Origin of the sequence: Chitinophaga filiformis (assembly GCF_023100805.1) — a bacterium.
In the GTDB taxonomy this organism is placed as follows: Bacteria; Bacteroidota; Bacteroidia; order Chitinophagales; family Chitinophagaceae; genus Chitinophaga; species Chitinophaga filiformis_B.
In genome coordinates, this window is record NZ_CP095855.1 from 1,228,375 (window position 1) to 1,249,752 (window position 21,378).

A 21,378-nucleotide genomic window follows, 5' to 3' on the forward strand; every position below is an offset into this window, starting at 1 on the left:
GACATAGATAATGATCGCCCAAAAAAGACGAAATCAATTAAGCACTTGACTAAGTCAGGGTTAAAATATTAGCTATGTATGTTCAATGAGACAGGCAAATTTTGCGACTTAAAAGGCCCAAAGAGGAGAAGTTAACATAGTTAATGATCGCCAGAAAAGAAGAAATCAAAGCAGCAGACGAATGGGTAAAAGCACAAACAGTGGCACTTAACATTCCCTTAATGTTACGGTAATATTTTCTTAACTGACATTCTGTTACGCTAGTGTGTATTGATAATCACGTCGTTATGCTCGTTTTGTTTCGCATGTTGCCTTGTTGTTTACGCTCTTTGTAACGGTGTATCCTTTTTGTATACCCCACTGATTTGGCTTCAGGAACTCCCAAATGCACCTTTGCGGAACAAACGGATTAACTCTCTACCAATATGCAAAAACTGTTATTCACTGTTTTCTTTTCCTGGCTAAGCATCATCTGCTTCGGACAGACTACCGGGCTGGTGACCGGTAACATTGTTGACAAAAACCAGCAATTGTCATTACCGGGTGCAACACTAAAATTGAAACCGGGCAATCATTACACAGTCTCTAATCAACAAGGTAAATTCGAATTCCTAAGCGTACCTGCCGGTACTTATACCCTGGAAGTAACTTATATCGGTTATCAGACCTTCAGCCAGGAAGTTATTGTAGCTCCCGGCAAGGCAACTGATCTGAAACTGAAAATGGAAGCCGGCGGCGTAGCCGGAAAAGAGGTGCTGGTGATCGGGGACCGTCTCCGCGGACAGGCAAAGGCCCTGAACCAGCAGCGGAATAATCCTAATATTACCAATATCGTATCGGCCGACCAGATAGGTCGTTTCCCGGATGCGAACGTGGGAGACGCTATCAAGCGTATCCCTGGTATCACGATGCAGAACGATCAGGGGGAAGCCCGTAATATTATTATCCGGGGGCTGGCTCCGGAACTGAACTCCGTAAGCCTGAACGGCGACCGTATCCCCTCTGCGGAAGGTGACAACCGTCGTGTACAAATGGACCTCATCCCTTCAGATATGGTCCAGACCATAGAGGTGAACAAGACCCTGACACCCGATATGGATGCAGATGCGATCGGTGGATCCGTAAACCTGGTAACCCGCGCCGCTCCAAACGGTCCTCGTGTTTCTGCCACCCTCTCCGGTGGTGTGAACCCCATCCGTAACAAGGCATTGTATACAGGTAGCCTCGTACTGGCTAACCGTTTCTTTGACAGCAAACTGGGTGCTGTGCTGAGTGCTTCCTACAATAATAATGACTACGGTTCCGATGACATGGAAGCTACCTGGAGTAAAGATGATTTCGGGCATATCTACACTTCCGAATCAGAGGTACGTAAATATAATGTACAGCGTATCCGCAGGAGTATGTCTGCTGCACTGGATTATAAGATCAATGCTAAAAATACCCTTTATGCAAATGCTATGTACAACTGGCGCGATGACAGGGAAAACCGCTACCGCCTGCGTATTACAGACATAAAGCCTGAATATGATGATAATGACGCTATCACCGGTTATGGGGGTTCTGTACGTCGCCAAACAAAAGGTGGTATCGACAATGGCCGTAATAAGAACCGGAGGCTGGAAGATCAGCGCGTGCAGAACTACTCTCTGCGTGGTGAGCACCTGCTGGGTAGTAAGGTAGACCTGGATTGGGCGGCAAGTTTCTCCACAGCCAGCGAAGACAGGCCTCATGAGCGTTATATTGAATACAGGGCAGGTAAGAGTCCGCTGAACCTGGATCTGTCGGACGCCCGTTTTCCCCTGGTAACTGCCAACTCGCTGACCGACCAGGATTTCAGTTTTAAATCACTGACAGAGAATCATGACTACACCCGTGAAAATGAACTGGGGTTGAAAATGAACCTGCGTTTCCCTTTCAGCGTAGTGCCGGGGCAGAAAGGCCGTTTGCGTGTAGGTGGAAGACTGCGTCTGAAAGACAAAAAGAGGGAGAATAACTTCTTCGAATATGAACCGATCACCGAATTCAGTAATCTCGCGGAGATCTCCAATATCCATATCAGCGGAAAAGGATATCAGCCAGGTGAAAAATATACGCCGGGTACATTTGTGATCAACACGTTCCTGGGCGCCCAGCAGCTGGATGACGCTGCAAAGTTTGAGAAGAGCGACAATCCGGCTGAATATCTCGCCGTTAACTTCAATGCAAAGGAAAGGATCACCGCAGGTTATATCCGCTGGGATCAGGACCTGACAAAACAGTTGTCAGTAATTGCCGGTGTGCGTATTGAGAATACACATATCGATTATGAAGGTAACATTGTAGCGGAAGAAGAAGAGCTGGAAGGATCCCGTAAGGTGCAGAACAGCTATACCAATGTATTGCCTGGTATCACTTTTAAATACAACGTGAATAATGACCTGGTACTGCGTGCGGCCGCTACTACTTCTATAGCCCGTCCTAATTATTATGACATCGCACCGTATGTCAGCAGCGTTGCCGACGATGCAGCATTGAGTGCAGGTAATCCGGATCTGAAAGCTGCACGTGCACTGAACTTTGACCTGATGGCAGAGCAATACTTTAAGTCAGTAGGTATCCTGTCGGGTGGTGTTTTCTACAAGCGTATCAGTGACTTTATCTATACTTACAGGGATAATGCCTATACACTGGAAAAATTTGCAGCAGACTATAAGGATGTAGCTACCAATCCTATTCCTGCAGGAGAAGAGTGGACTTATAAACAGGCCCGTAACGGCGATAACGTCAAAGTATATGGATTTGAAGTAGCCCTGCAACGGCAGCTGGATTTCCTGCCAGGCTTCCTCAAAGGATTTGGTGTATATGTGAACTACACTTATACCAAATCCAAAGCAGATGGTATTTACAATGCGGATGGCGACAAACGTACTGATGTAACTTTACCGGGAACAGCTCCGCACATGTTCAATGCCTCTCTTTCTTATGAAAGCAGGCGTTTCACAGGAAGATTGTCTGGTAACTACACCGCGTCTTACCTCGATGAACTGGGTGGTGATAATTTCGACGACCGTTTCTATGATAAACAATTCTTCCTGGATCTGAATGCTTCCTTCAGGCTGACAAAACAGTTAAGGGTATTCGGTGAAGCCAATAACCTGACTAATCAGCCACTGCGTTATTATCAGGGTATATCCTCCAGAACGATGCAGGCAGAATACTATCGTCCAAGGTATAACTTCGGTCTGAAGTTCGATCTGTAATCACCCGGGGTTTGTTGTTTATAAAAGGATAAAATACATGTTAAAAAATATATTGGCGCCATTAAGTGGTCTGGTGTTGTTCTCTGCCTGTCAGATGAACCCTGCAAAGACTGTGGTAAGGCAGGATGGTTTAAAGCCCGTAATTATTACACAGGAAACAGGATACGATACCGATGATCCTGCCATCTGGATCAACAAGGCAGATACTTTAAAAAGCCTGGTCATTGGTACCGACAAGAATAGTGAAGGCGGATTGTATGCCTTTGACCTGGAAGGCAAGATCGTCAACAAAGTATTGGGGCTAAAGCGTCCGAATAATGTGGACATCGCTTATGGATTTAAATTGAATGGTCAGCCGGTAGATATTGCTGTGCTGACAGAACGGGAAACAAACAGTATCCGCGTGTTCCGTCTTCCTGATCTTACCCCCCTGGATAATGGCGGTATACCCGTATTCACAGGAGAAAAAGAAAGATCGCCTATGGGCATCGCCGTATATACCCGTCCTGAAGACGCCGCGATCTTTGCCGTGGTAGGTCGTAAAAATGGGCCTGCAGATGGTTATCTCTGGCAATACCGCCTGACAGATGAAGGCGGTGTAGTGAAAGGCCGGCTTGTACGCAGGTTTGGCGCTTACAGTGGTAAGAAGGAAATTGAGGCTATCGCAGTAGATAATAAGCTGGGGTATATCTATTATTCCGATGAAACAGTAGGTGTACGTAAGTATATTGCAGACCCTTCAAAATGGGATAACACGGAACTGGCGCTGTTTGCAAAGGAAGGATTTGTGTCAGATCATGAAGGTATTTCTATTTATCCCGCTACTGATTCCACTGGTTATATACTGGTGTCCAATCAACAGAACAACTCTTTCATGATATACAGAAGAGAAGGAGAGAATGGGCATGCGAATGAACATACACTTATCGCTGAAGTGCCGGTATCTACGCTGGAAAGCGATGGTTCAGATGTGACAGCGGTACCGTTGGGGAATAAGTTCTCAAAAGGTTTGTTTGTGGCAATGAGCAATGGAAAGGTATTTCATTATTATTCCTGGGAGGATGTTGCAGGGAAGATTGAAAGGAAATAACAGGCAGGGGGAAATATAAAGCAAAGAGCCGTCTCATATTTGAGGCGGCTATTTCTTACAGCATGTGTTATTAAGAATAGCGCGTGTAACCTCAATTACATCATCTTCAATCTCATGGTAGAAGGAGCCGAATGTTCTATCTTAAATATTTTTTCTGTGGTAGCCAGGAAGGTTCTCAGAGAAATAATATGCTTCCATTCTCACAGCATACAATCTATTCCCCACGCCATAGCTTTCAACATCGCTTATTGTAAAATAAGCCTGATCGCGTCTAGGCAGATTTGATGGGGTATAAAGTCACTCGAGAGATGGTAGTTCGTTGGAGCTAAAGTGTAATATCATTTACAAGCTCGGGTGAAGAGATATGGGAAATTGACCTGTATTCTTGCGGTTTATTATTGTTGATTAGGTAGGGTAAACTGGGTAGGTATTACTTTAGTGGATCCCTCCTTCACAGTACCAACCTGTACCTTAATCAGCTTGTTATTATCAACACCAGGGAACCTGTTCACTGTGCTGGTAGCTTTTTTGGCATGGGCGGGTTTCTTATTACTATTTGTTTTCATTTCTTATTGGCTTTTAGTTGCGATTTTAGAGTTGAATCAATATGAGAACTCACCTCTAACACTTTAACTGTATCTATGACTAAGATACTACTTTTATTTGAGTCTACAATTTTGACAGAAGTCGGCTCGTCGGGTTTTAGCAAATGGAATACCATGCAAACGAAGAAGGGGAATATACAAAATATTGCGAATTTGAAGGCTTTGAAATAATGGGCTTGTTTTTTAGTGACGAGGTCGGTGTTTATGTCTATAGCGTCCTCCAATTCAGTGATATATGCGGTTTTAAGCTGGACATCTATCTGCTCTTTCTCCGCTTGGGTAGGTGCTGCTGGGTGAGTTGGCAACGCCGCTTCAAGCTGTGACCGTAAATCAGTATAGTATTCTTTAGGTGGGGCCAGTACAGGCGTATTTTTGGGATATAGGAATAAAATTGTATATGCGAATGAGATTATAAAGCAAAGGACGAATATTCCTAAGGAAAGAAGATACCAGCCATTGACAGGCGGAGTGAAAAAATCCTTACAAATCGCAATCAAAAAAACGGAAACACCGGAATAGACGATCAGGATATTTGAAACCTTTCCAAGAATTTTATCGTATTCCTCTTTCAGGCTTGCGTCTCTTTTCTCATTGACCTCGATATCATAATCAAGATCATAAAATGATTTTGGCATTCTTTAGAATGTTTTGGTGGTTAACTCTGCTCAGTTTCAGAAGACTGCAATATACATTTTTCAGGTAGATAATGTGTGCGTAATAAAACATGCTTAGTAAAAAAGCAAAAGTCATTTTGCTCAAGTACTGCCGGGAGTATAATATCAGTTGCCATGCAAGTACTTGTTTTTAATTTTTTCAGCTGTTTCCCAGGTACGGCTATCTGTGCCCGCCAGTAATTCCGCGTAGATAATTAGCGGAGGCGCAATACCTTCAGGAAGATTATAATCTTTCAGCAATGAGTCGTCCCAATACTGTTCAAGTACTTCTATATTACCCTCGATATCCGGAATTAATTTTAGTTGTTTTATCAATTCATTAGTGATCCGGGTTGAATATATAGTGAAGGTCTCTGGCTCAAGGTAGTTTGTAAGCAGATCCGCTCCTGCTTCTCCACTCCAGCAGAATCCTGTGGGCGGAACACTTTTCCATTTACCCTGTTGTTCTTTATCGAAAAAGCGGAATCTGCCTTTGATGAGTTTAGGCCTTAGCGTTACATGAAACAGTTCGATCCAACGGCGAATCAGTTTTTCTTTGTCAAGCAATCGTGGCGAGTCGTCAGTACTTTCAATGTATCCACCTTGTTTTAGTTCCTCCAGCAGCGGACCAATGTTACCTAATGCAATGCCGGCAGCCTGCGCAATTTGCCTGTAGGATGCCCTTATCAGTGCGTTTTTAGATAATATGGCAAACAGAAATTTTAATCCCGTAGCGCTCCATAATTTACCGCTATCTGTTTGTCTGCTTGGAGTGACTTCTTTATCGTTTATATAAATAAACATGCCCGGCACGTTGATATAACAGTTACCTGCCGTCTCGAGATAGTTGATAGACGCTGCCCTCAGACGTTCCTTTTGTGTAACAGGAATATATCTCGCTATCAACAGCCATTTTTCTTTGTCGCGGCCAAATAGCTGAATAATGGCAGGAAGATGAGTTTGACGGATCTCGTTTTTCAACTCTACCAGGAAATCACAACGCTGATCACCAAGGGTAATTTGAACATATGCGTCTGCAAACGGATTGGGGGAAGGCTTTGTTTTTATTTTCCCTCCGGTCAGCTTGCTGAAATTGGACGTAGTATCCTTTAATACACTATGTTCAGGTAGTTTGTTCATATTTAGTACATGTTCATGAATCATGAACAATCAAATTTATTGAACAAAAAAGGAACTACCAAATTTTGATTTGCAACGATTGTTGTTGATAATGAATTTGTTGTGGATTTTCAAGAGTCTCCTCAGGTGATTGGGGCGGCTCTTCCAGGTAATAGCTGTCGGTTGCGGAGAGAATGTCATTTAAAACAAAACGCCGCCTCGAAATGATCGGGACGGCGTTTCTTTATATACCTAGTGAGGGTATTAGAATTTAAAAGCAATACTTCCGGTAATGCTTCTTGTCTTCTGAGGATTCATGGTAGAATAACCGATCCAGTAATGTTTATCTGTCAGGTTATCTACTTTGGCGCCGATGCGGAACTTGTTAGTGTCATAAGATACGGTTGCATTCAGCACAGTGTATTCAGGCAGCGTGAAAATACCGGTGGAAACCGAGTTCACTACTTTGGTCTCGCTCGCATAGTTACCACCGAAGCCGAAGTTCACTGCGCGGGTAGCACTGACAGGCAGGCGGTAGTTCAACCAAAGGTTGGCAAGAACCGGAGAACCTGCGGTAGTCGGACGACGGCCTTCTACATCAGCAGATGACTTTTCATATTTGGAATCATTATAGGCAAAGCCAGCTATAATGTTCAGTCCCTGGATGGGATTTGCGATGATCTGTGCTTCAAAGCCCTTACTGAGCTGTGTTCCATCCTGGATACTGCGGAGTGGATGTTCAGGATCTGTACGTACGATATCTTTTACCTTGATGTCGTAGTAGCTGAATGTACCGGTCAGTCTACCCTCGAAGAGGTCCATTTTTACACCACCTTCGATCTGGTTGGCCTGCTCAGGTGTAAAGGCTTTTCTCTTGCTGGAATCATATCCCGCTACATTTTTGAAGCCGTTCTGATAGTTACCGAATACAGACAACTTGTCTTTAATGATCTGGTAAACAACACCAAATTTCGGAGATAAAGCCGTCTGTGTATAACCATCGTTTCCTGTCTTACCTGAAGTATTATCATACGTACCCTTACGATCGAAATGATCGATGCGTAATGCTGCCTGTACCGCCAGTTTATCTGTGATGTTCAGTACATCAGATGCATAAGCGCTGTAAGTATAAGCTTTGTAGATGACAGGATATGTAAAGGTGTAACCGCCATTCTGATAGATCTTATCCATATTGGCGCGGTTGAAGCCGTTGTAATCAGCAATAGTTCCGTGAGAAGGAACGATGTCATAAGTACCGCCGGAATAGTATTCATCTTCATTCAGGAAGAAGAAGTCCAGACCACCAACAAAACGATTTCTCATGTTACCGATCTTAAAATCGCCGCTGAAATTCTGCTGTATTTCGGTTACACCTACTTTGCTGTTGTCGGTGAACTGGTCATTGCGGGAGATTGAATCGCCAGGCAGCAGGTAAAAATAAGGACCTGCGCCATCAGAATAACTGTTGGTGTTGGTAAAGATTGTCTGGGATGTCCACTGACCGGAGATCTTATAGTTCATCGTAGCGAAGAAGTTCATGTTCCTTGACTTCTGTATAAGATCTTCATTGAAGAAAGAGCGTTTGTAGTCGATGTTCAGCTTATCAGCGCTCTGGCCACTCAACCTGGACATGTTCAGGCCCCATGGGAAGAAGAAGATAGTGTTACCTGTTCCTTCTCCGCTATAGTATTCAGCATCAAATTGGAAAGAGAGCCTGTCACTTACTTTGTAGGAAACGCTTGGCGCGAACGCAATGGTTTTATTGAAACCATTATCCTGCCAGCTGTTTTCATAAGTATATGCGGTATTGAGGCGCAGGGCTACTTTGCCGGTGGAGTCAAGGGGAGTGTTGATATCTGCCTGAAGTCGGTTGTAGGAAAAGCTACCACCGGCGTAGGTGATCTCTCCACCAAAATGATCATAAGGCTTTTTAGTGACACGGTTGATCAGGCCTCCATAAGAGGTGAGTGTGCTACCGAAAAGTGTTGCGGAAGGGCCTTTGATCACCTCAAGCCTTTCCAGGTTGGCAGCATCGATCTTGGTAGCCACATTACCGGCTACACCGTTGCGTAACTGGCTCTGTACGATAAAGCCGCGAGAGCTGTAATAAGAACCTCCATCACCGCTGCGGCCGGTAGATTCCCATAAGCGGGCAATACCAGGAGCATTCCTCATTGCATCGTCTACGGAATATACCAGCTGGTTAGCCATCAGGTCTTTCGTGATGGTAGTATATATCTGTGGGTTCTCGATATTGGCCAGTGGCAGTTTGGATACATATTCACTGCTGCGTTTCACCAGTTTATTCTGAGTACCGGTGATCACCACCTCGTTCAGCTCCTGGCGGGAGATGTCCAGCTGGAAGTCCAGCGTAATAGTCTGTCCTGAGCTTACAGTAACCTCTTTTATAATATTCGCGAAGCCTGGTTGTGAAATGATGATCTGGTAATTGCCTGCCGGAACACCACGGAAAGCGAAGCTGCCTGCCCCGTCTGTAGTGGTGGCCTGAGCCGTTCCCTGCAGGATCACCGGTACATCTGCAGCCGGTTTCCCGTCAGAGGTTTTTACCTTTCCTTTGATGATACCGTTATTATCTTCATTAAAAGAAGACGCATTGGCTGTGGTAAAGAAAGAAAGCAGCACGACAAAAAATAGTAAAGTTGCTCTCGTATAATGGCCTGTAAACTTCATCATAGTGTTTGCTAGTTGAAAATCAGGCGCAAATTTGACGTAGTCAGCTTTACTTGTGATGTCGCATCGGGAAAAGTTTTTACTCAAAAGGGAAAAATTACTGTCCCTGCCTGCCGGCTTCCTGCAGAAAGTCTTTAATACCCTGTACGATCTTGTCTGCCAATACCAGCCTGAAGTTCTCATCAAGTATCCGCATCTCATCTTCCGGGTAACTGAGGAAAAGTGTTTCTATGAGAGCCGTGGGCATCTCCGTAGGCATGTTCAGGATGAAGTTAAAATTGGCATTATTCTTAAAATCTGCCAGTCCGGTTTCCAGGAGCCGGTCGTGAATGTGCCGGTTCAGCGGCTCGCAGAAGGGATATTTGTAGTAATTGGCAGTGCCTTTCACATCTACCGGGTTGATGGAGGAATTCATATGAATGCTCAGCAACAGGTCGGGGGCCAGCTGACGATAATTATATAAGCGGGCCTGGTTGTCCACAAATACATCGCTTACCCTTGTGGTGATAACATGGGCGCCCTCTTTTTCCAGTGCCACCTTCACCAGCATGGCCAGGTTGAGGGTTAACTGTTTTTCGGCCACTCCCATGGCGCCGGCGGTGCCGATATTACCACCTCCATGACCGGCATCTACTGCAATGGTCAGGTCTTTCAGCTGAAGGCTGGCGGGCTGGTGTTTGATCCGGATGGTCAGCCGGTTACTGTCTGCATAAAATATCTTGTAGCCCCAGGGCTGGTTATGCGTCAATGAAACTGCTATACGGAATACATCAGGGCCTACCTGCTGCCAGTCTATCCGGCTGATCTCTCCCGTGCCTTGCGTTTGCGGCAGAAACCCCGGCTCTGACAAGGCGCCGTGAATATCTACAATGAGCTTACCCGGATTCACTTCCTGCGTAGAGAGGTAAGGCAGTTTGTCGGCCAGACCAACGGAGATATAGTCGAATTGCTTGTCGCTCCACACCCGCGCCTCGTTCACAATACTCTGAGGGGCCGGTTCTGTTGCCGTCATCGTATCTACCAGGCTTTCAGGAATGTAGGCAAACTGGTTAGCGCTGAGTTTTACCCGGAAGTGACTGCCTTCTTTACCGGTCACATGCAGTAGTACGTCGCCGTCGAGATAGCCCATTTTTTCCGGGCCCAGGCGGTCTCCTTCAGGAGATATGGTCAGATAGGTCTGATCGTCAATCGTGCGGGCTGTCAGTTGGGTATTGCGTTGGTAGGTATAACGGAATGTACCAGGCAATACCGCTGTCTGCCCTTTATATTTCAGGAAGACGTTGATCTTGCCATCCAGGAGCGAATCGGCTTCTGTCAGCACATAATACCCCTGGTAAAAGCCTGCGATCCCGCTTGTCTGCGCTGCAGGCAATTCCGGGATGGGGGTACCATTGAACCAGCTGGCTTGTCCGCCGGGATAGCCTTTCATACGTACCCGTAGGGTATCACCTGCGGAAAGGATCGCATTGGCTTTGGGCGATATCGTTACATAGTCGATACGGAAAGACGGCGTCACCCGCAATGGTGGCGGCGGATTATAGTAGAAATGGTATGTACGCGATACAAATTTGCCGGAACTGTCGGTAGCTGAAAGTACCATCGTCGTTTTCCCTGGTTTCAGGTCGCGTTTCAGTGCGAATACACCATTGGGGTATACATAAATGCTGTCATTGTTCAGCAATACCTTACAGCCTTCGCATGTGCGGCCTGAAAAATATTGTCTGGCGCTGCTGGTATTGATCTCTGTCCTGAGTGGTTGAGCCATTTTCAGGAATGCCTGTGCATGCAGTTGTAGACCTGTATACGCTGTTTGTATCAGTAATAGTAGTGCGAATCTCCTCATAGTCCCACGACAAAGTAAACAAAAAAAATGCCATCCGCTCTTACGGATGGCACTCGAAAATATTGAAAAATTGCGATGGTGAAGCTTACCAGGCGTATTTATTTTCTGCGATCAGTTTATCAGCGATGCGCCTGCGTGCATCCCTGGTATTAAAAGGAGCTGTTTTGGTGAAGCGTTTGATACCGAGTAACATCATACGTTGTTCATCACCACTGGCGAATGAATTGATGGCATCTTTCGCGTATTTATTGATGCGGTCAGCCGTATCGTTGATATAGGTACGAACGATGTCTGCCTGAAGGGCATTGACGCTTTCGCCTTCCAGTTCCACTCTTTTCAGCAACCGGAGCAGGGCGCTTTCTGCGGTGAATGTTTCGATGGCCATGTCTGCAATGTTCATCAGTATTTCCTGTTCGTTCTGCAGGTCCTGCATCAGTTTCTGAACAGCGCCGCCGGCTACCAGCAGAATAGCTTTCTTGAAGTTAGCGATCGCTTTTTTCTCGGCGCTGAAAGGCGTTTCATCTTCATTGCCGAAATCAGGAATGCTCATCAGCTCTTTCATGACATTCATAGCAGGCGTCATGAGGTCCAGGCGGCCTTTCATGGCGCGCTTTAATGTCATATCCAGGGCCAGCAGGCGGTTGATCTCATTGGTGCCTTCGAATATACGGTTGATGCGGCTGTCGCGGTAGGACTTGGAGATGACATATTCATCGCTGAAGCCATTGCCGCCATGTATCTGCACGCCTTCATCCACAGCAAAGTCCAGTGCTTCAGAGCCGTTCACCTTTAGGATGGCGCATTCTACGGCATATTCCTCAGCAGCGCCCAGCAGGGCTTCTGCAAATGGTTTGCCGGCTGCTACCAGTTCTTTTTCCTTTTCGTCAATGAGCTGGGCGGTGCGGTAGAGGGCTGATTCACATACCCAGTTCCGGATCACCATTTCACCCAGTTTATGTTTAATAGCGCCGAAATTGGCGATAGGCTGCTTGAATTGCTCGCGGGTATTGGCGTACTGCACAGTGATAGTGGTAACCTGCTTGGCTGCTCCAATAGCGGCTGCACAGAGTTTCAGACGGCCAATGTTGAGGATGTTGAAGGCAATGAGGTGGCCCTTGCCGATCTCGCCCAGCACATTTTCTGCCGGCACTTTAGCATCCTGGAAATAGATCTGCCGGGTGGAAGACCCTTTAATGCCCATTTTATGTTCTTCCGCTCCCAGCGTGAAGCCCGGAGTGTCTTTGTCTACGATGAATGCCGTGAAATGCTCGCCGTCAATTTTGGCGAACACGGTAAATACATCTGCGAAACCAGAATTGGTGATCCAGCATTTCTGCCCGTTCAGGAGGTAGAACTTACCGTCGTCCGACAGTTTTGCAGTGGTTTTAGCGCTCAGCGCGTCTGAACCGGAGTTGGGCTCCGTCAGGGCATAGGCGCCTTTCATTGCTCCGCTGGCAAGGGAAGGTATATATTTCTGTTTCTGCGCTTCTGTACCGAAGTACAGGATAGGTAAGGAACCGATACCGGTATGCGCGGCCATGGCAACAGAGAAAGAGTGGCCGGCACCCAGGGCTTCATTGATCAGTGTAGCGGTAACAAAATCTTTTCCGAGCCCGCCGTATTCTTCCGGAAAAGCAGCGCCCAGCAGTCCCAGTTCACCTGCCTTGTCCAGCAGGGAGGGCATCAGGCCTTCTTCCAGTTTATCAATACGGTCAAGCACCGGGGTCACTTCTTTGCTTACAAACTGCTCCGCCATTTCTCTGATCATACGTTGCTCTTCATTGAAATCTTCGGGTGTAAAGACTTCGTTGGCAGGGGTTTCTTTAACGAGGAATTCCACGCCTTTCAGTGCGTGTTTGTTATCAACTGTAGCGTCCATCCTGAATTTTTTTGGTCCTATTGTAATTTACTTAGTTTAGGCCAAACGGCAAAAGTTGATACATTTGTGCCATGTCTTCCTTTTTTTTCCCATATCGGAAAAGCCGTTTCCATACGATCAGTGATGGAACAGGGGAGGAATTGCTTATCTGCCTGCATGGCTTTGGTGAAAATGCCGGCAGCTTTGACCGTCTGCATTACACACTGGGACAGCACTTTACTATTGTAGCGCTGGATATGCCCCTGCATGGACAGACGGACTGGAAGGAAGAACGGGCATTTGAAATGGACGATCTGAAAGCAGTAATACTACTCATTCTGGAGCATTATGGTTTTTCCACTTTCTCCCTGATGGGTTACAGTATGGGGGGACGGGTAGCTTTATGTATTGTGCAGCTGCTGGCGGAAAAGGTGGACCGTTTATACCTGCTGGCGCCGGATGGACTGAAAGATAATTCCTGGCATATGTTTGCCACCCAGACGCGCACGGGCAATAAACTGTTCAAATACTGCACTTATCATCCGCAATTGTTCTTCGGGCTGTTGCATACCTGGCGGGGACTGCGTTTTATCAGCAGAGGCCTGCACAAGTTCACTTTCAACAGCATGAACACGCTGGAGAAACGGGAACGGGTGTATTTCGTGTGGACCTGTATGGGTAAGATGATGCCGGATAGAAAACTATGTAAAGAGCTGCTGAAGAAATATAAGATCCGGACGCTGCTGCTGTTCGGCAAATATGACCGCGTAATACCTCCTGTGCTGGGCGTGCGCTTTATGGATGGCAGTTTCCCATGTGAAATGCTGGTAATGGAAAAGGGACATCACCTGATCGGTGAAGATGCGGCGGAAGCCATAAAAAATCATAGTTTTTAAAGTAACAACAACATACAATCATCTGCAGATAGTGATCTGCAGCCTATCGTCTCAGCTATGTATATCATTCTATCGATCCTGTTCGGCTTAGGTCTTGTTTACGGTTATTTAATGTTTCGCTATGGACAGGGATGGAAAGGTTTGCCGGCTTTCAGGCCTGTAAAGCCGGTAAGCGGTCAAACGAAGGTAACAGTGATCATTCCCGCCAGGGATGAGGAATCAAATCTGCCGCCCCTTCTACAGGCATTAAAGGCGCAGACGTATCCCGCTCATTTGTTCGAGGTGATTGTGATCGACGATTTTTCTACGGATGCTACGGCTGCTATTGTAAGGAACTTTCCTGCATCCAACGTACAGTTGTTACAGCTGAGCCAACACCTGAGTGCAGAACAGCGGCTGAATTCCTACAAAAAGAAGGCAATAGAGATGGCGGTGGAACGCGCTACCGGCGATATCATTATGACCACAGATGCTGATTGTGTAATGGGCCCGGAATGGATCACGCGGATGGTGCAATTCTATGAAACCTATCAGCCAAAGTTCATTGCTGCACCGGTTAGTTTTTACCAGGAGCATAACTTCTTTAAAGTGCTGCAGTCGCTGGATTTTATGACAATGCAGGGCATCACAGGGGCACTGGCAGCACTGGAATCGGGCACTATGTGCAATGGCGCCAACCTGGCTTACGAACGCAAAGTGTTTTATGAGGTAGGTGGTTTTAAAGGAATAGATAACATTGCTTCGGGCGACGATATGCTGCTGATGTTTAAGATCTACCGGGCTTACCCGGCAGGTGTATTGTATATGAAAAGTGAGGAGGCGATAGTACGTACCTTACCGGTAGATACATTTAAGGCATTTATGCATCAGCGTATACGCTGGTCGTCCAAAGCAGATAAGTATGACGACAAGCGGCTGACCTGGGTATTGGCCCTCGTATATTTCTGGAATGCAGGGATGCTGCTGGCCGGGATAGCAGCCCTGTTCCTGCCGGCATGGCGTATGTGGGTCCTCGGATTGCTGCTCTATAAGATCCTGGTGGAGTTTTATTTCCTGATACCTGTAGCGCGTTTCTTTGGTAAAACAGCTTTATTATCAAGGTTTATTCCCGGACAGTTCTTTCATATTCCTTACATTGTAGTGGCAGGTTGGTTAGGTAAGTTTGGCTCTTACCAGTGGAAGGGACGAAAAGTTAAATAAGCATGATGGCAGACAGCAACAGCAGAACCTCATTTGGCGGTAATGCCTGGAAAAGGTTACGGCGTAATACGGGCGCTGTAGCGGGCATGTTGTTGATCGTTTTGGCAGTGATCGTTAGTATACTGGCCTATGTACTGGCGCCCGACGGCACTCCTTATGCCAACAGGATGATGCTGGAGACCAGCGGGCAAAAGCCGGGGTTCCGTATGCATGTACTGGCGCTGCAGCAGGACCGGCAGATAGGCCAGGTTGGTTTTTTCTCCCGTTTGATGAATGGCCAGCCTGATACAGTAAGCTATATCCCTGTCCGTAATTGGCATTTTTCCGGCAATGACATCATTATAGCGAGATACCTGGATGAAGAAGAAACGGTGACGGAGCGGTATAGCCTTGGACGCGTATTATTTGCAAAGGAAGTGCCTCCCGGCGGCAGGTTGAAACAATGGCAACAGGAGATTGCCGCTAACAGGATCAAAGAACGCATTTACTGGCTGGGAACAGATAAATTCGGGAGGGACATTCTGAGCCGCCTGCTGGTAGGCACAAGAGTGAGTCTGAGTGTAGGCTGTATAGCGGTGATCATTTCCCTGACCATTGGCATCCTGCTGGGAGCAGTAGCGGGTTATTTCCGGGGAGTGACGGATGATGTGGTGATGTGGCTGGTGAATGTGATCTGGTCTGTACCTACCTTGCTGCTGGTATTTGCCATTACGTTAGCGCTGGGCAAGGGTTTCTGGCAGGTATTCATAGCTGTGGGACTGACCATGTGGGTGAATGTGGCCAGGATCATCCGGGGGCAGGTGCTGGCATTGCGGGAACTGCCTTTTATAGAAGCTACGCGGGCCCTGGGCTTTGGTCATACGCGCACGATAGTAAAACATATACTGCCCAACATCCTTGGCCCGGTAATGGTGGTAGCCGCAGGTAACTTTGCCACCGCTATAGTTGTAGAAGCCGGCCTCAGTTTCCTGGGGGTGGGGGTGCAACCACCGCAGCCTTCCTGGGGCCTGATGATCAAGGAGAACTATAACTTTATTATCACCCACAATCCTATGTTAGCGTTAATTCCGGGTCTGGCCATTATGGTGATGGTATTGGCCTTTAACCTGTTAGGGAACGGGCTGCGGGACGCCATGGACGTGCGGCAGTAAACACTTGGATCGCATTAAAAAAACGACTAATTTTACCCTTATCCATAATTCTTTACTATGCCTTTGAAATCATATCTTTTTACAGCCTTAGCCCTTTTCGCCATCACATTTTCCGCCTGCAAGAAAAAAGGAGCCATTGAGCCTAAACCTGAAGAGGAAGGCCTGAAGGTAGCCCTGGAAAATGTTGCAGAAGGACAATATACCGCCGCTCCTGGAAGCAGTTATACTTTCCAGGTGAAGATCAATTCTGTTATGCCTGCAGCAGGTGTAAACATAAAGGTAGATGCTATTACTGATCCTGGTGGTATTGTTTTCCCCCAGAATCCTGTTGCACCCTCCAAAGACAGTGTTATTAATATTACCCTGGTGGGGCTGGAAAGGCTCCGTACGGTAAAGGTGACGGTTACCATTACTTCAGCCGGTAACGAGAATAATAAGATTACGAAGACATTCTGGATTACGAATAAATCGGACGGATGAGGCTAAAATAGTATCACTTCAGATGCTGCCCGTTCATATAATTTCAAGCCAGATCCTTACTGATAAAGGATCTGGCTTTTTTTATGGACTTCATCCTCCTCAATTCTTATTTCTCCATAGCTTTGCACCTGCAGAATAAGCAGCCAAACTATGCGTATAGGAGTGAATGCCTCCTGTGTATTGCAGGATACGCCTGCGGATACAGGTAACATCATCAGGGATCTACTGTCAGGATTATGCCAGTCACACCCGGAGCACCATTTCGTTTTCTTCTTTGATCAGACACCGCCGGCAACCTTACAATGGCCGGAGAATGTAAGAACAGTGGTAGTACCTGCTACGGGCTTCCGTAACTGGCAGCAGTACCTGTGGCTGGAATGGAAACTGGTGAGCGCCATTAAGAAGCAGCAGCTGGATCTTTTTCTGGGTATGGACGGGCAAATACCTTTACGCAGCAAGGTGCCTGCTCACCTGGTGATTGGTGATGCGGGCTTTTTGCATGGCCTGGCTGGCATCCCGGTTTCGAGGCAGCGCCTGCTGAAAAAGAATCTGACCAGGTATATCGCTCAGGCAAAAAAAGTGATTGTGTTGTCGCATACCCTGGAGCAGGACATATTACAGTATGCACCTGATGCAGCCGCAAAACTCCAGGTGTTGCTGCCGGCTGTTGACAATAGTTATAAACCCTTGCAATGGGAGGACAGGGAGGAAGTGAAAAGCACCTATGCCGGCAGTGTCGAGTATTTCGTGGCCGTAGGCAACATCCACCCGAAAAATAACCTGATGCCGCTGCTCAAGGCATTCTCCGCTTTAAAGCGCAGGTTGCACTCCAATATGAAATTGTTGCTGGTAGGCTCAGAGACGCCTGCCGGTGCAGAAATTACGGGCTCTTTACCCTCCTATAAATACAGGAATGACGTGGTGCTGATACCAGATGCCGATCAGGCCACACTGGCGGGGATAGTAGCAGGAGCTTATGCGCTGCTGTATACAACCCGTTTTGCAGGCGTTGCCATGCCGGTATATGCAGCCATGCAGTGCGATGTACCGGTTATTGCCCTGGAGGGCGCTGCAGCAAGGGAAGCGGGGGGAGATGCGGTATTGTATGCTGATCCGGAGAGCCTGGAGGACCTGGCAGATAAAATGTGTCTGTTGTATAAAGATGAGGAACTGAGAAGCCGGCTGCTGGGTAAGATAAGGAAAGCGGGCCCGGGCGGGGCATTTGACACACTGATTATAGATTAGCCAATTAATACTAAATTTGCGGTTCTTAAAATTTGGGAACAAACAATATCATGGGAAAGACATCTACCATACAAATTCAGGTGGGACTGGACAATGACAGGATACCTGAAAAGATAGAATGGAGGGCAACTGACAGCTCTGAAGCAGACCGTTTCCAGCAGGCAAAGGCCATGCTGATCGCCTTTTGGGATGGTGGTGACAAAACCGCCCTGCGCATAGACTTATGGACGAAACAAATGATGGTGGATGAAATGGCCGATTTCTTTTTCCAGACATTAATGACCATGGCTGATACTTATCAGCGTGCTACGCCATATAAGGACCAGGCGGATGATCTCCGTGCTTTTGCCAAGGATTTCTACAAGAAATTCGAAGAAAAGCAGAAACAGGAACAATAGGCCATAACCTTAAAACATCCACATATGTCATTAGAATTAAATGTTAACGCCGCAATCAAGGCTGCAATGCTGGCAAAGAATGAAGCCGAACTGCGTGCCCTGCGCGCAATCAAGGCTGCAGTATTGCTGGCCAAGACAGCAGAAGGTGGTGGAGCAGAACTGACCGGCGACGATGAGATAAAACTCCTCCAGAAGCTGGCAAAACAAAGGAAAGACTCCCTGGAGATATTCCGTCAGCAGAACCGTGAAGACCTCGCTGTAAAAGAAGAAGAGGAACTGGTGGTGATCGAAAAATACCTGCCGAAACAGATGGATGAGGCAGAATTGAGAGCTGCTATAACTGAAATCATTGCTGCAACAGGCGCCAGCTCACCTGCCGATATGGGTAAGGTAATGGGTGTAGCCACCAAACAACTGGCCGGCAAGGCCGATGGTAAGGCTATTTCCGGACTGGTAAAAGAGCTGTTGGCTAAATAATCTGATACCGGATGACTGACCAGATCCTGCATCTGCCGGCTATCCGGTATTTCCCTTTTATCCTATTGAAATCATGGGCATAGATATAGTTTTCGCCATCCTGATGGTATTAGCCATATATAAAGGATATAGCCGGGGGCTTATCGTAGCCGTTTTTTCCTTTATTGCAGTCACCCTTGGACTCGCCGCCGCGTTGAAACTATCCACAGTGACTGCCCTGTACGCACAGGAGCATTGGGGCATCCATACCCGTTGGTTACCGGTATTAAGCTTTATTGCACTTTTTGTAGGAGTGGTATTTGCCGTCAGGTTCGGGGCTACCCTTATCCAGAAGATGGTGGAAGCAGCAATGTTGGGCTGGTTAAACAAATTAGGTGGAATTATATTATATAGTGCTATCTTTATCATTGTATACAGCATCCTTTTATGGATCGCCAATCAACTGTACTGGTTAAGTCCGGAGCTCAAGATGCAGTCGGTAGTCTATCCCTACATAGAACCTCTGGGGCCGGCAGTTATGAATTTGTGGGGCAAAATTGTTCCTGTCTTTAAAAATATGTTTGAAAATCTACAGTCATTTTTTGACAACGCAGCGAAAGAAATACAATCTACTTAGCTCGCTTCAAAGATTATTTGAATTAATAAAAAGAATTATTTTAGCGCAAAATTGACTTTCAAGCTTTGGCAATGGTTTACGAAATTAAAACACAGGGAAAGTTTAAATTTATTGAGGAAGGTGAGGGGGAGCCATTAGTACTGTTGCATGGGCTATTCGGTGCGATGAGCAACTTCGGTGGTTTGATAGATTATTTCCGCCACTATAACAAAGTGGTGGTTCCACTTTTACCTCTGTTTGATCTGAATATACTGGATACGTCTGTGGCAGGGCTGGCAAAATACGTGCACAGGTTTATCGAAGCAATGGGATACACCAATGTGCACCTGCTGGGTAACTCCCTGGGAGGACACGTGGGACTTGTATACCTGCTGAAGCATCCCGAAGCACCTGTTAAATCATTGATACTCACAGGTAGTTCAGGCTTGTTTGAAAATGGAATGGGGGAAACCTATCCTAAGCGTGGCGATTACGAATACATCCGTAAGAAAACAGAACTGACCTTCTACGATCCGGCAATGGCTACCAAAGAGCTGGTAGATGAAGTGTTTGATATTACCACTAACCGCCTTAAGGTGATCAAGATCATCACCCTGGCGAAATCTGCAATCCGGCACAACCTGGGTGAAGAACTGCGTGATATCAAGATACCTACTCTCCTTGTATGGGGACTGAACGATACTGTTACGCCACCAATGGTTGGCGAAGAGTTCAAAAAGCTCATACCAAATTCAGAACTGCATTTCATCGACAAATGCGGCCATGCACCAATGATGGAGCGGCCGGAAGAGTTCAACAAGATCCTGCATCCGTTTCTTGATAAATTGAAAAAACAGTAACAGCGCAGAAGAACGATAATACTAAACCTTGGCGAATAAAGATTTTAGAGAGGCTGTTTCTGCAATGGAGACAGCCTCTTTCTATTGAAAGAAAAAAGATTCCCGGTCTCTCATGTAACAAACCCGAACAAACCGGCGTTTCGTATATATAAACAGTGTACCCGCTTATCACAAATCTTTCGCGTAAAGGTACTGTTCGCGATTCTTTTCTTATTATTGTATCATAATAGCGTAATACACAATGCTGGCAAGAGATCTGATATCAACGGTTGTTCCTATTCTGCATCCACTGGATCCGGGATCTAGGGCACTGCGCCTGATGAATGAATATCATCTTACGCAACTGCCGCTGGTATTGGAAAACAAATACCTGGCGCTGGTTGAGGAAGATGATATACTTGACCTGGAAGATCAGGAAATAGCGCTGGAGAATATGGAATACAACGGCCCTAAACCGGCTATTGCAGAGAATGCGCATTTCTTTGACGCAATACGTCTCTTCCATGAAATGAAACTTGCCGTATTGCCGGTGATCAGCCAGGAAAAAGAATATATCGGTGTTGTTACGAAAGACAGCCTGCTGTCCGCTCTTGCGCAATACAACGGTGTAAAGGAACATGGAGGTATATTGGTGCTGGATCTTGATCCGCGTGACTATAGCCTCAGTGAAATAGCCCGTATCGCAGAATCAAATGACGTAACACTGCTGAGCGTAAATACAATGACCAACCCTGTGTCCGGCAGATTTGAAGTGCTGCTGAAGACGAACAGACAGGAATTGCAGGGATTGGTGGCTACTTTTGAACGTTTCAATTATATTATTAAATATACTATTACTGAAGAGCAGGAGGAAGATCTGCTGAAAAAGAATTACGACCTGTTGATGAATTATATCAGTATGTAATAATTGACCAGGTTAGATGAGAAAGCGAAACACATAGCATGTGTTTCGCTTTTTTATTGGTATATATAGAC

Annotated in this window: 18 protein-coding genes; 12 read left to right on the top strand and 6 right to left on the bottom strand. The window is 46.4% G+C overall.

Annotated elements, in window-relative coordinates; translation table 11 throughout:
• Positions 1-425 precede the first annotated feature (425 nt).
• Together MYF79_RS05140 and MYF79_RS05145 are read left to right on the top strand one after the other, a co-directional pair.
• The gene (locus tag MYF79_RS05140; protein WP_247812853.1) at positions 426-3,242 is read left to right on the top strand and encodes a TonB-dependent receptor; all 2,817 of its coding nucleotides are present in this window, start codon (positions 426-428) and stop codon (positions 3,240-3,242) included.
• Positions 3,243-3,279: 37 nt separating this feature from the next.
• Positions 3,280-4,332, top strand: coding sequence for a phytase (locus MYF79_RS05145; protein WP_247812854.1), 1,053 nt, complete (start codon positions 3,280-3,282; stop codon positions 4,330-4,332).
• Positions 4,333-4,727: 395 nt separating this feature from the next.
• On the opposite strand, the gene MYF79_RS05150 is transcribed toward MYF79_RS05145, so the two are convergent.
• The 6 genes from MYF79_RS05150 to MYF79_RS05175 all read right to left on the bottom strand — a co-directional run bounded on the left by MYF79_RS05150 (position 4,728) and on the right by MYF79_RS05175 (position 13,122).
• Positions 4,728-4,898, bottom strand: coding sequence for a hypothetical protein (locus MYF79_RS05150; RefSeq protein WP_247812855.1), 171 nt, complete (start codon positions 4,896-4,898; stop codon positions 4,728-4,730).
• Positions 4,895-5,572: a hypothetical protein gene (locus MYF79_RS05155; RefSeq protein WP_247812856.1), complete on the bottom strand. Its 678-nt coding sequence runs from the start codon at positions 5,570-5,572 to the stop codon at positions 4,895-4,897. The genes MYF79_RS05150 and MYF79_RS05155 overlap by 4 nt, the downstream gene beginning before the upstream one ends.
• 144 nt (positions 5,573-5,716) lie before the next feature.
• Complete coding sequence (locus MYF79_RS05160) at positions 5,717-6,730, bottom strand: type IV toxin-antitoxin system AbiEi family antitoxin (RefSeq protein ID WP_247812857.1); 1,014 nt, start codon at positions 6,728-6,730, stop codon at positions 5,717-5,719.
• A gap of 243 nt (positions 6,731-6,973) precedes the next feature.
• Positions 6,974-9,403, bottom strand: coding sequence for a TonB-dependent receptor (locus MYF79_RS05165; protein WP_247812858.1), 2,430 nt, complete (start codon positions 9,401-9,403; stop codon positions 6,974-6,976).
• A gap of 94 nt (positions 9,404-9,497) precedes the next feature.
• A complete protein-coding gene (locus MYF79_RS05170) occupies positions 9,498-11,243 on the bottom strand; it encodes an N-acetylmuramoyl-L-alanine amidase (protein ID WP_247812859.1) in 1,746 nt (581 codons plus the stop codon).
• 85 nt (positions 11,244-11,328) lie between these two features.
• Positions 11,329-13,122 carry an acyl-CoA dehydrogenase family protein gene (locus tag MYF79_RS05175; protein WP_247812860.1) on the bottom strand — a complete coding sequence of 598 codons (1,794 nt, stop codon included), beginning with the start codon at positions 13,120-13,122 and terminating at the stop codon, positions 11,329-11,331.
• 71 nt (positions 13,123-13,193) lie between these two features.
• Here MYF79_RS05175 and MYF79_RS05180 point away from each other — a divergent pair, with 71 nt between their 5' ends.
• The 10 genes from MYF79_RS05180 (at position 13,194) to MYF79_RS05225 (ending at position 21,307) form a co-directional block, all read left to right on the top strand.
• A complete protein-coding gene (locus tag MYF79_RS05180) occupies positions 13,194-13,997 on the top strand; it encodes an alpha/beta fold hydrolase (RefSeq protein WP_247812861.1) in 804 nt (267 codons plus the stop codon).
• A gap of 57 nt (positions 13,998-14,054) precedes the next feature.
• Positions 14,055-15,197 (top strand): glycosyltransferase, encoded by a 1,143-nt coding sequence (locus MYF79_RS05185; RefSeq protein ID WP_247812862.1) that lies wholly within the window; start codon positions 14,055-14,057, stop codon positions 15,195-15,197.
• A 2-nt stretch (positions 15,198-15,199) separates the two neighbouring features.
• Positions 15,200-16,348: an ABC transporter permease gene (locus tag MYF79_RS05190; RefSeq protein WP_247812863.1), complete on the top strand. Its 1,149-nt coding sequence runs from the start codon at positions 15,200-15,202 to the stop codon at positions 16,346-16,348.
• 57 nt (positions 16,349-16,405) lie between these two features.
• The gene (locus MYF79_RS05195) at positions 16,406-16,828 is read left to right on the top strand and encodes a hypothetical protein (protein WP_247812864.1); all 423 of its coding nucleotides are present in this window, start codon (positions 16,406-16,408) and stop codon (positions 16,826-16,828) included.
• Between the two features lie 150 nt (positions 16,829-16,978).
• Positions 16,979-18,073: a glycosyltransferase gene (locus MYF79_RS05200; protein ID WP_247812865.1), complete on the top strand. Its 1,095-nt coding sequence runs from the start codon at positions 16,979-16,981 to the stop codon at positions 18,071-18,073.
• A gap of 50 nt (positions 18,074-18,123) precedes the next feature.
• Positions 18,124-18,471, top strand: coding sequence for a gliding motility protein GldC (gldC, locus tag MYF79_RS05205; RefSeq protein WP_199654655.1), 348 nt, complete (start codon positions 18,124-18,126; stop codon positions 18,469-18,471).
• Between the two features lie 24 nt (positions 18,472-18,495).
• Entirely contained in the window at positions 18,496-18,948 is a 453-nt protein-coding gene (locus MYF79_RS05210) for a GatB/YqeY domain-containing protein (protein ID WP_199654656.1), read from the top strand.
• A 73-nt stretch (positions 18,949-19,021) separates the two neighbouring features.
• Complete coding sequence (locus tag MYF79_RS05215; protein ID WP_247812866.1) at positions 19,022-19,564, top strand: CvpA family protein; 543 nt, start codon at positions 19,022-19,024, stop codon at positions 19,562-19,564.
• A gap of 71 nt (positions 19,565-19,635) precedes the next feature.
• Complete coding sequence (locus MYF79_RS05220) at positions 19,636-20,403, top strand: alpha/beta fold hydrolase (RefSeq protein WP_247812867.1); 768 nt, start codon at positions 19,636-19,638, stop codon at positions 20,401-20,403.
• A 241-nt stretch (positions 20,404-20,644) separates the two neighbouring features.
• Positions 20,645-21,307, top strand: a complete 663-nt coding sequence (locus MYF79_RS05225; RefSeq protein WP_199654659.1) for a CBS domain-containing protein — start codon at positions 20,645-20,647, stop codon at positions 21,305-21,307.
• Positions 21,308-21,378: the final 71 nt, after the last annotated feature.

Bases quoted from the DNA above. Each gene is read 5' to 3' on its own strand.
- MYF79_RS05220 (WP_247812867.1), top strand. From the start codon at position 19,636: ATGGTTTACGAAATTAAAACACAGGGAAAGTTTAAATTTATTGAGGAA.
- MYF79_RS05210 (WP_199654656.1), top strand. From the start codon at position 18,496: ATGTCATTAGAATTAAATGTTAACGCCGCAATCAAGGCTGCAATGCTG.
- MYF79_RS05185 (WP_247812862.1), top strand. From the start codon at position 14,055: ATGTATATCATTCTATCGATCCTGTTCGGCTTAGGTCTTGTTTACGGT.
- gldC (WP_199654655.1), top strand. From the start codon at position 18,124: ATGGGAAAGACATCTACCATACAAATTCAGGTGGGACTGGACAATGAC.
- MYF79_RS05195 (WP_247812864.1), top strand. From the start codon at position 16,406: ATGCCTTTGAAATCATATCTTTTTACAGCCTTAGCCCTTTTCGCCATC.
- MYF79_RS05145 (WP_247812854.1), top strand. From the start codon at position 3,280: ATGTTAAAAAATATATTGGCGCCATTAAGTGGTCTGGTGTTGTTCTCT.
- MYF79_RS05170 (WP_247812859.1), bottom strand. From the start codon at position 11,243: ATGAGGAGATTCGCACTACTATTACTGATACAAACAGCGTATACAGGT.
- MYF79_RS05165 (WP_247812858.1), bottom strand. From the start codon at position 9,403: ATGATGAAGTTTACAGGCCATTATACGAGAGCAACTTTACTATTTTTT.
- MYF79_RS05180 (WP_247812861.1), top strand. From the start codon at position 13,194: ATGTCTTCCTTTTTTTTCCCATATCGGAAAAGCCGTTTCCATACGATC.
- MYF79_RS05200 (WP_247812865.1), top strand. From the start codon at position 16,979: ATGCGTATAGGAGTGAATGCCTCCTGTGTATTGCAGGATACGCCTGCG.
- MYF79_RS05160 (WP_247812857.1), bottom strand. From the start codon at position 6,730: ATGAACAAACTACCTGAACATAGTGTATTAAAGGATACTACGTCCAAT.
- MYF79_RS05140 (WP_247812853.1), top strand. From the start codon at position 426: ATGCAAAAACTGTTATTCACTGTTTTCTTTTCCTGGCTAAGCATCATC.
- MYF79_RS05175 (WP_247812860.1), bottom strand. From the start codon at position 13,122: ATGGACGCTACAGTTGATAACAAACACGCACTGAAAGGCGTGGAATTC.
- MYF79_RS05150 (WP_247812855.1), bottom strand. From the start codon at position 4,898: ATGAAAACAAATAGTAATAAGAAACCCGCCCATGCCAAAAAAGCTACC.
- MYF79_RS05190 (WP_247812863.1), top strand. From the start codon at position 15,200: ATGATGGCAGACAGCAACAGCAGAACCTCATTTGGCGGTAATGCCTGG.
- MYF79_RS05225 (WP_199654659.1), top strand. From the start codon at position 20,645: ATGCTGGCAAGAGATCTGATATCAACGGTTGTTCCTATTCTGCATCCA.
- MYF79_RS05215 (WP_247812866.1), top strand. From the start codon at position 19,022: ATGGGCATAGATATAGTTTTCGCCATCCTGATGGTATTAGCCATATAT.
- MYF79_RS05155 (WP_247812856.1), bottom strand. From the start codon at position 5,572: ATGCCAAAATCATTTTATGATCTTGATTATGATATCGAGGTCAATGAG.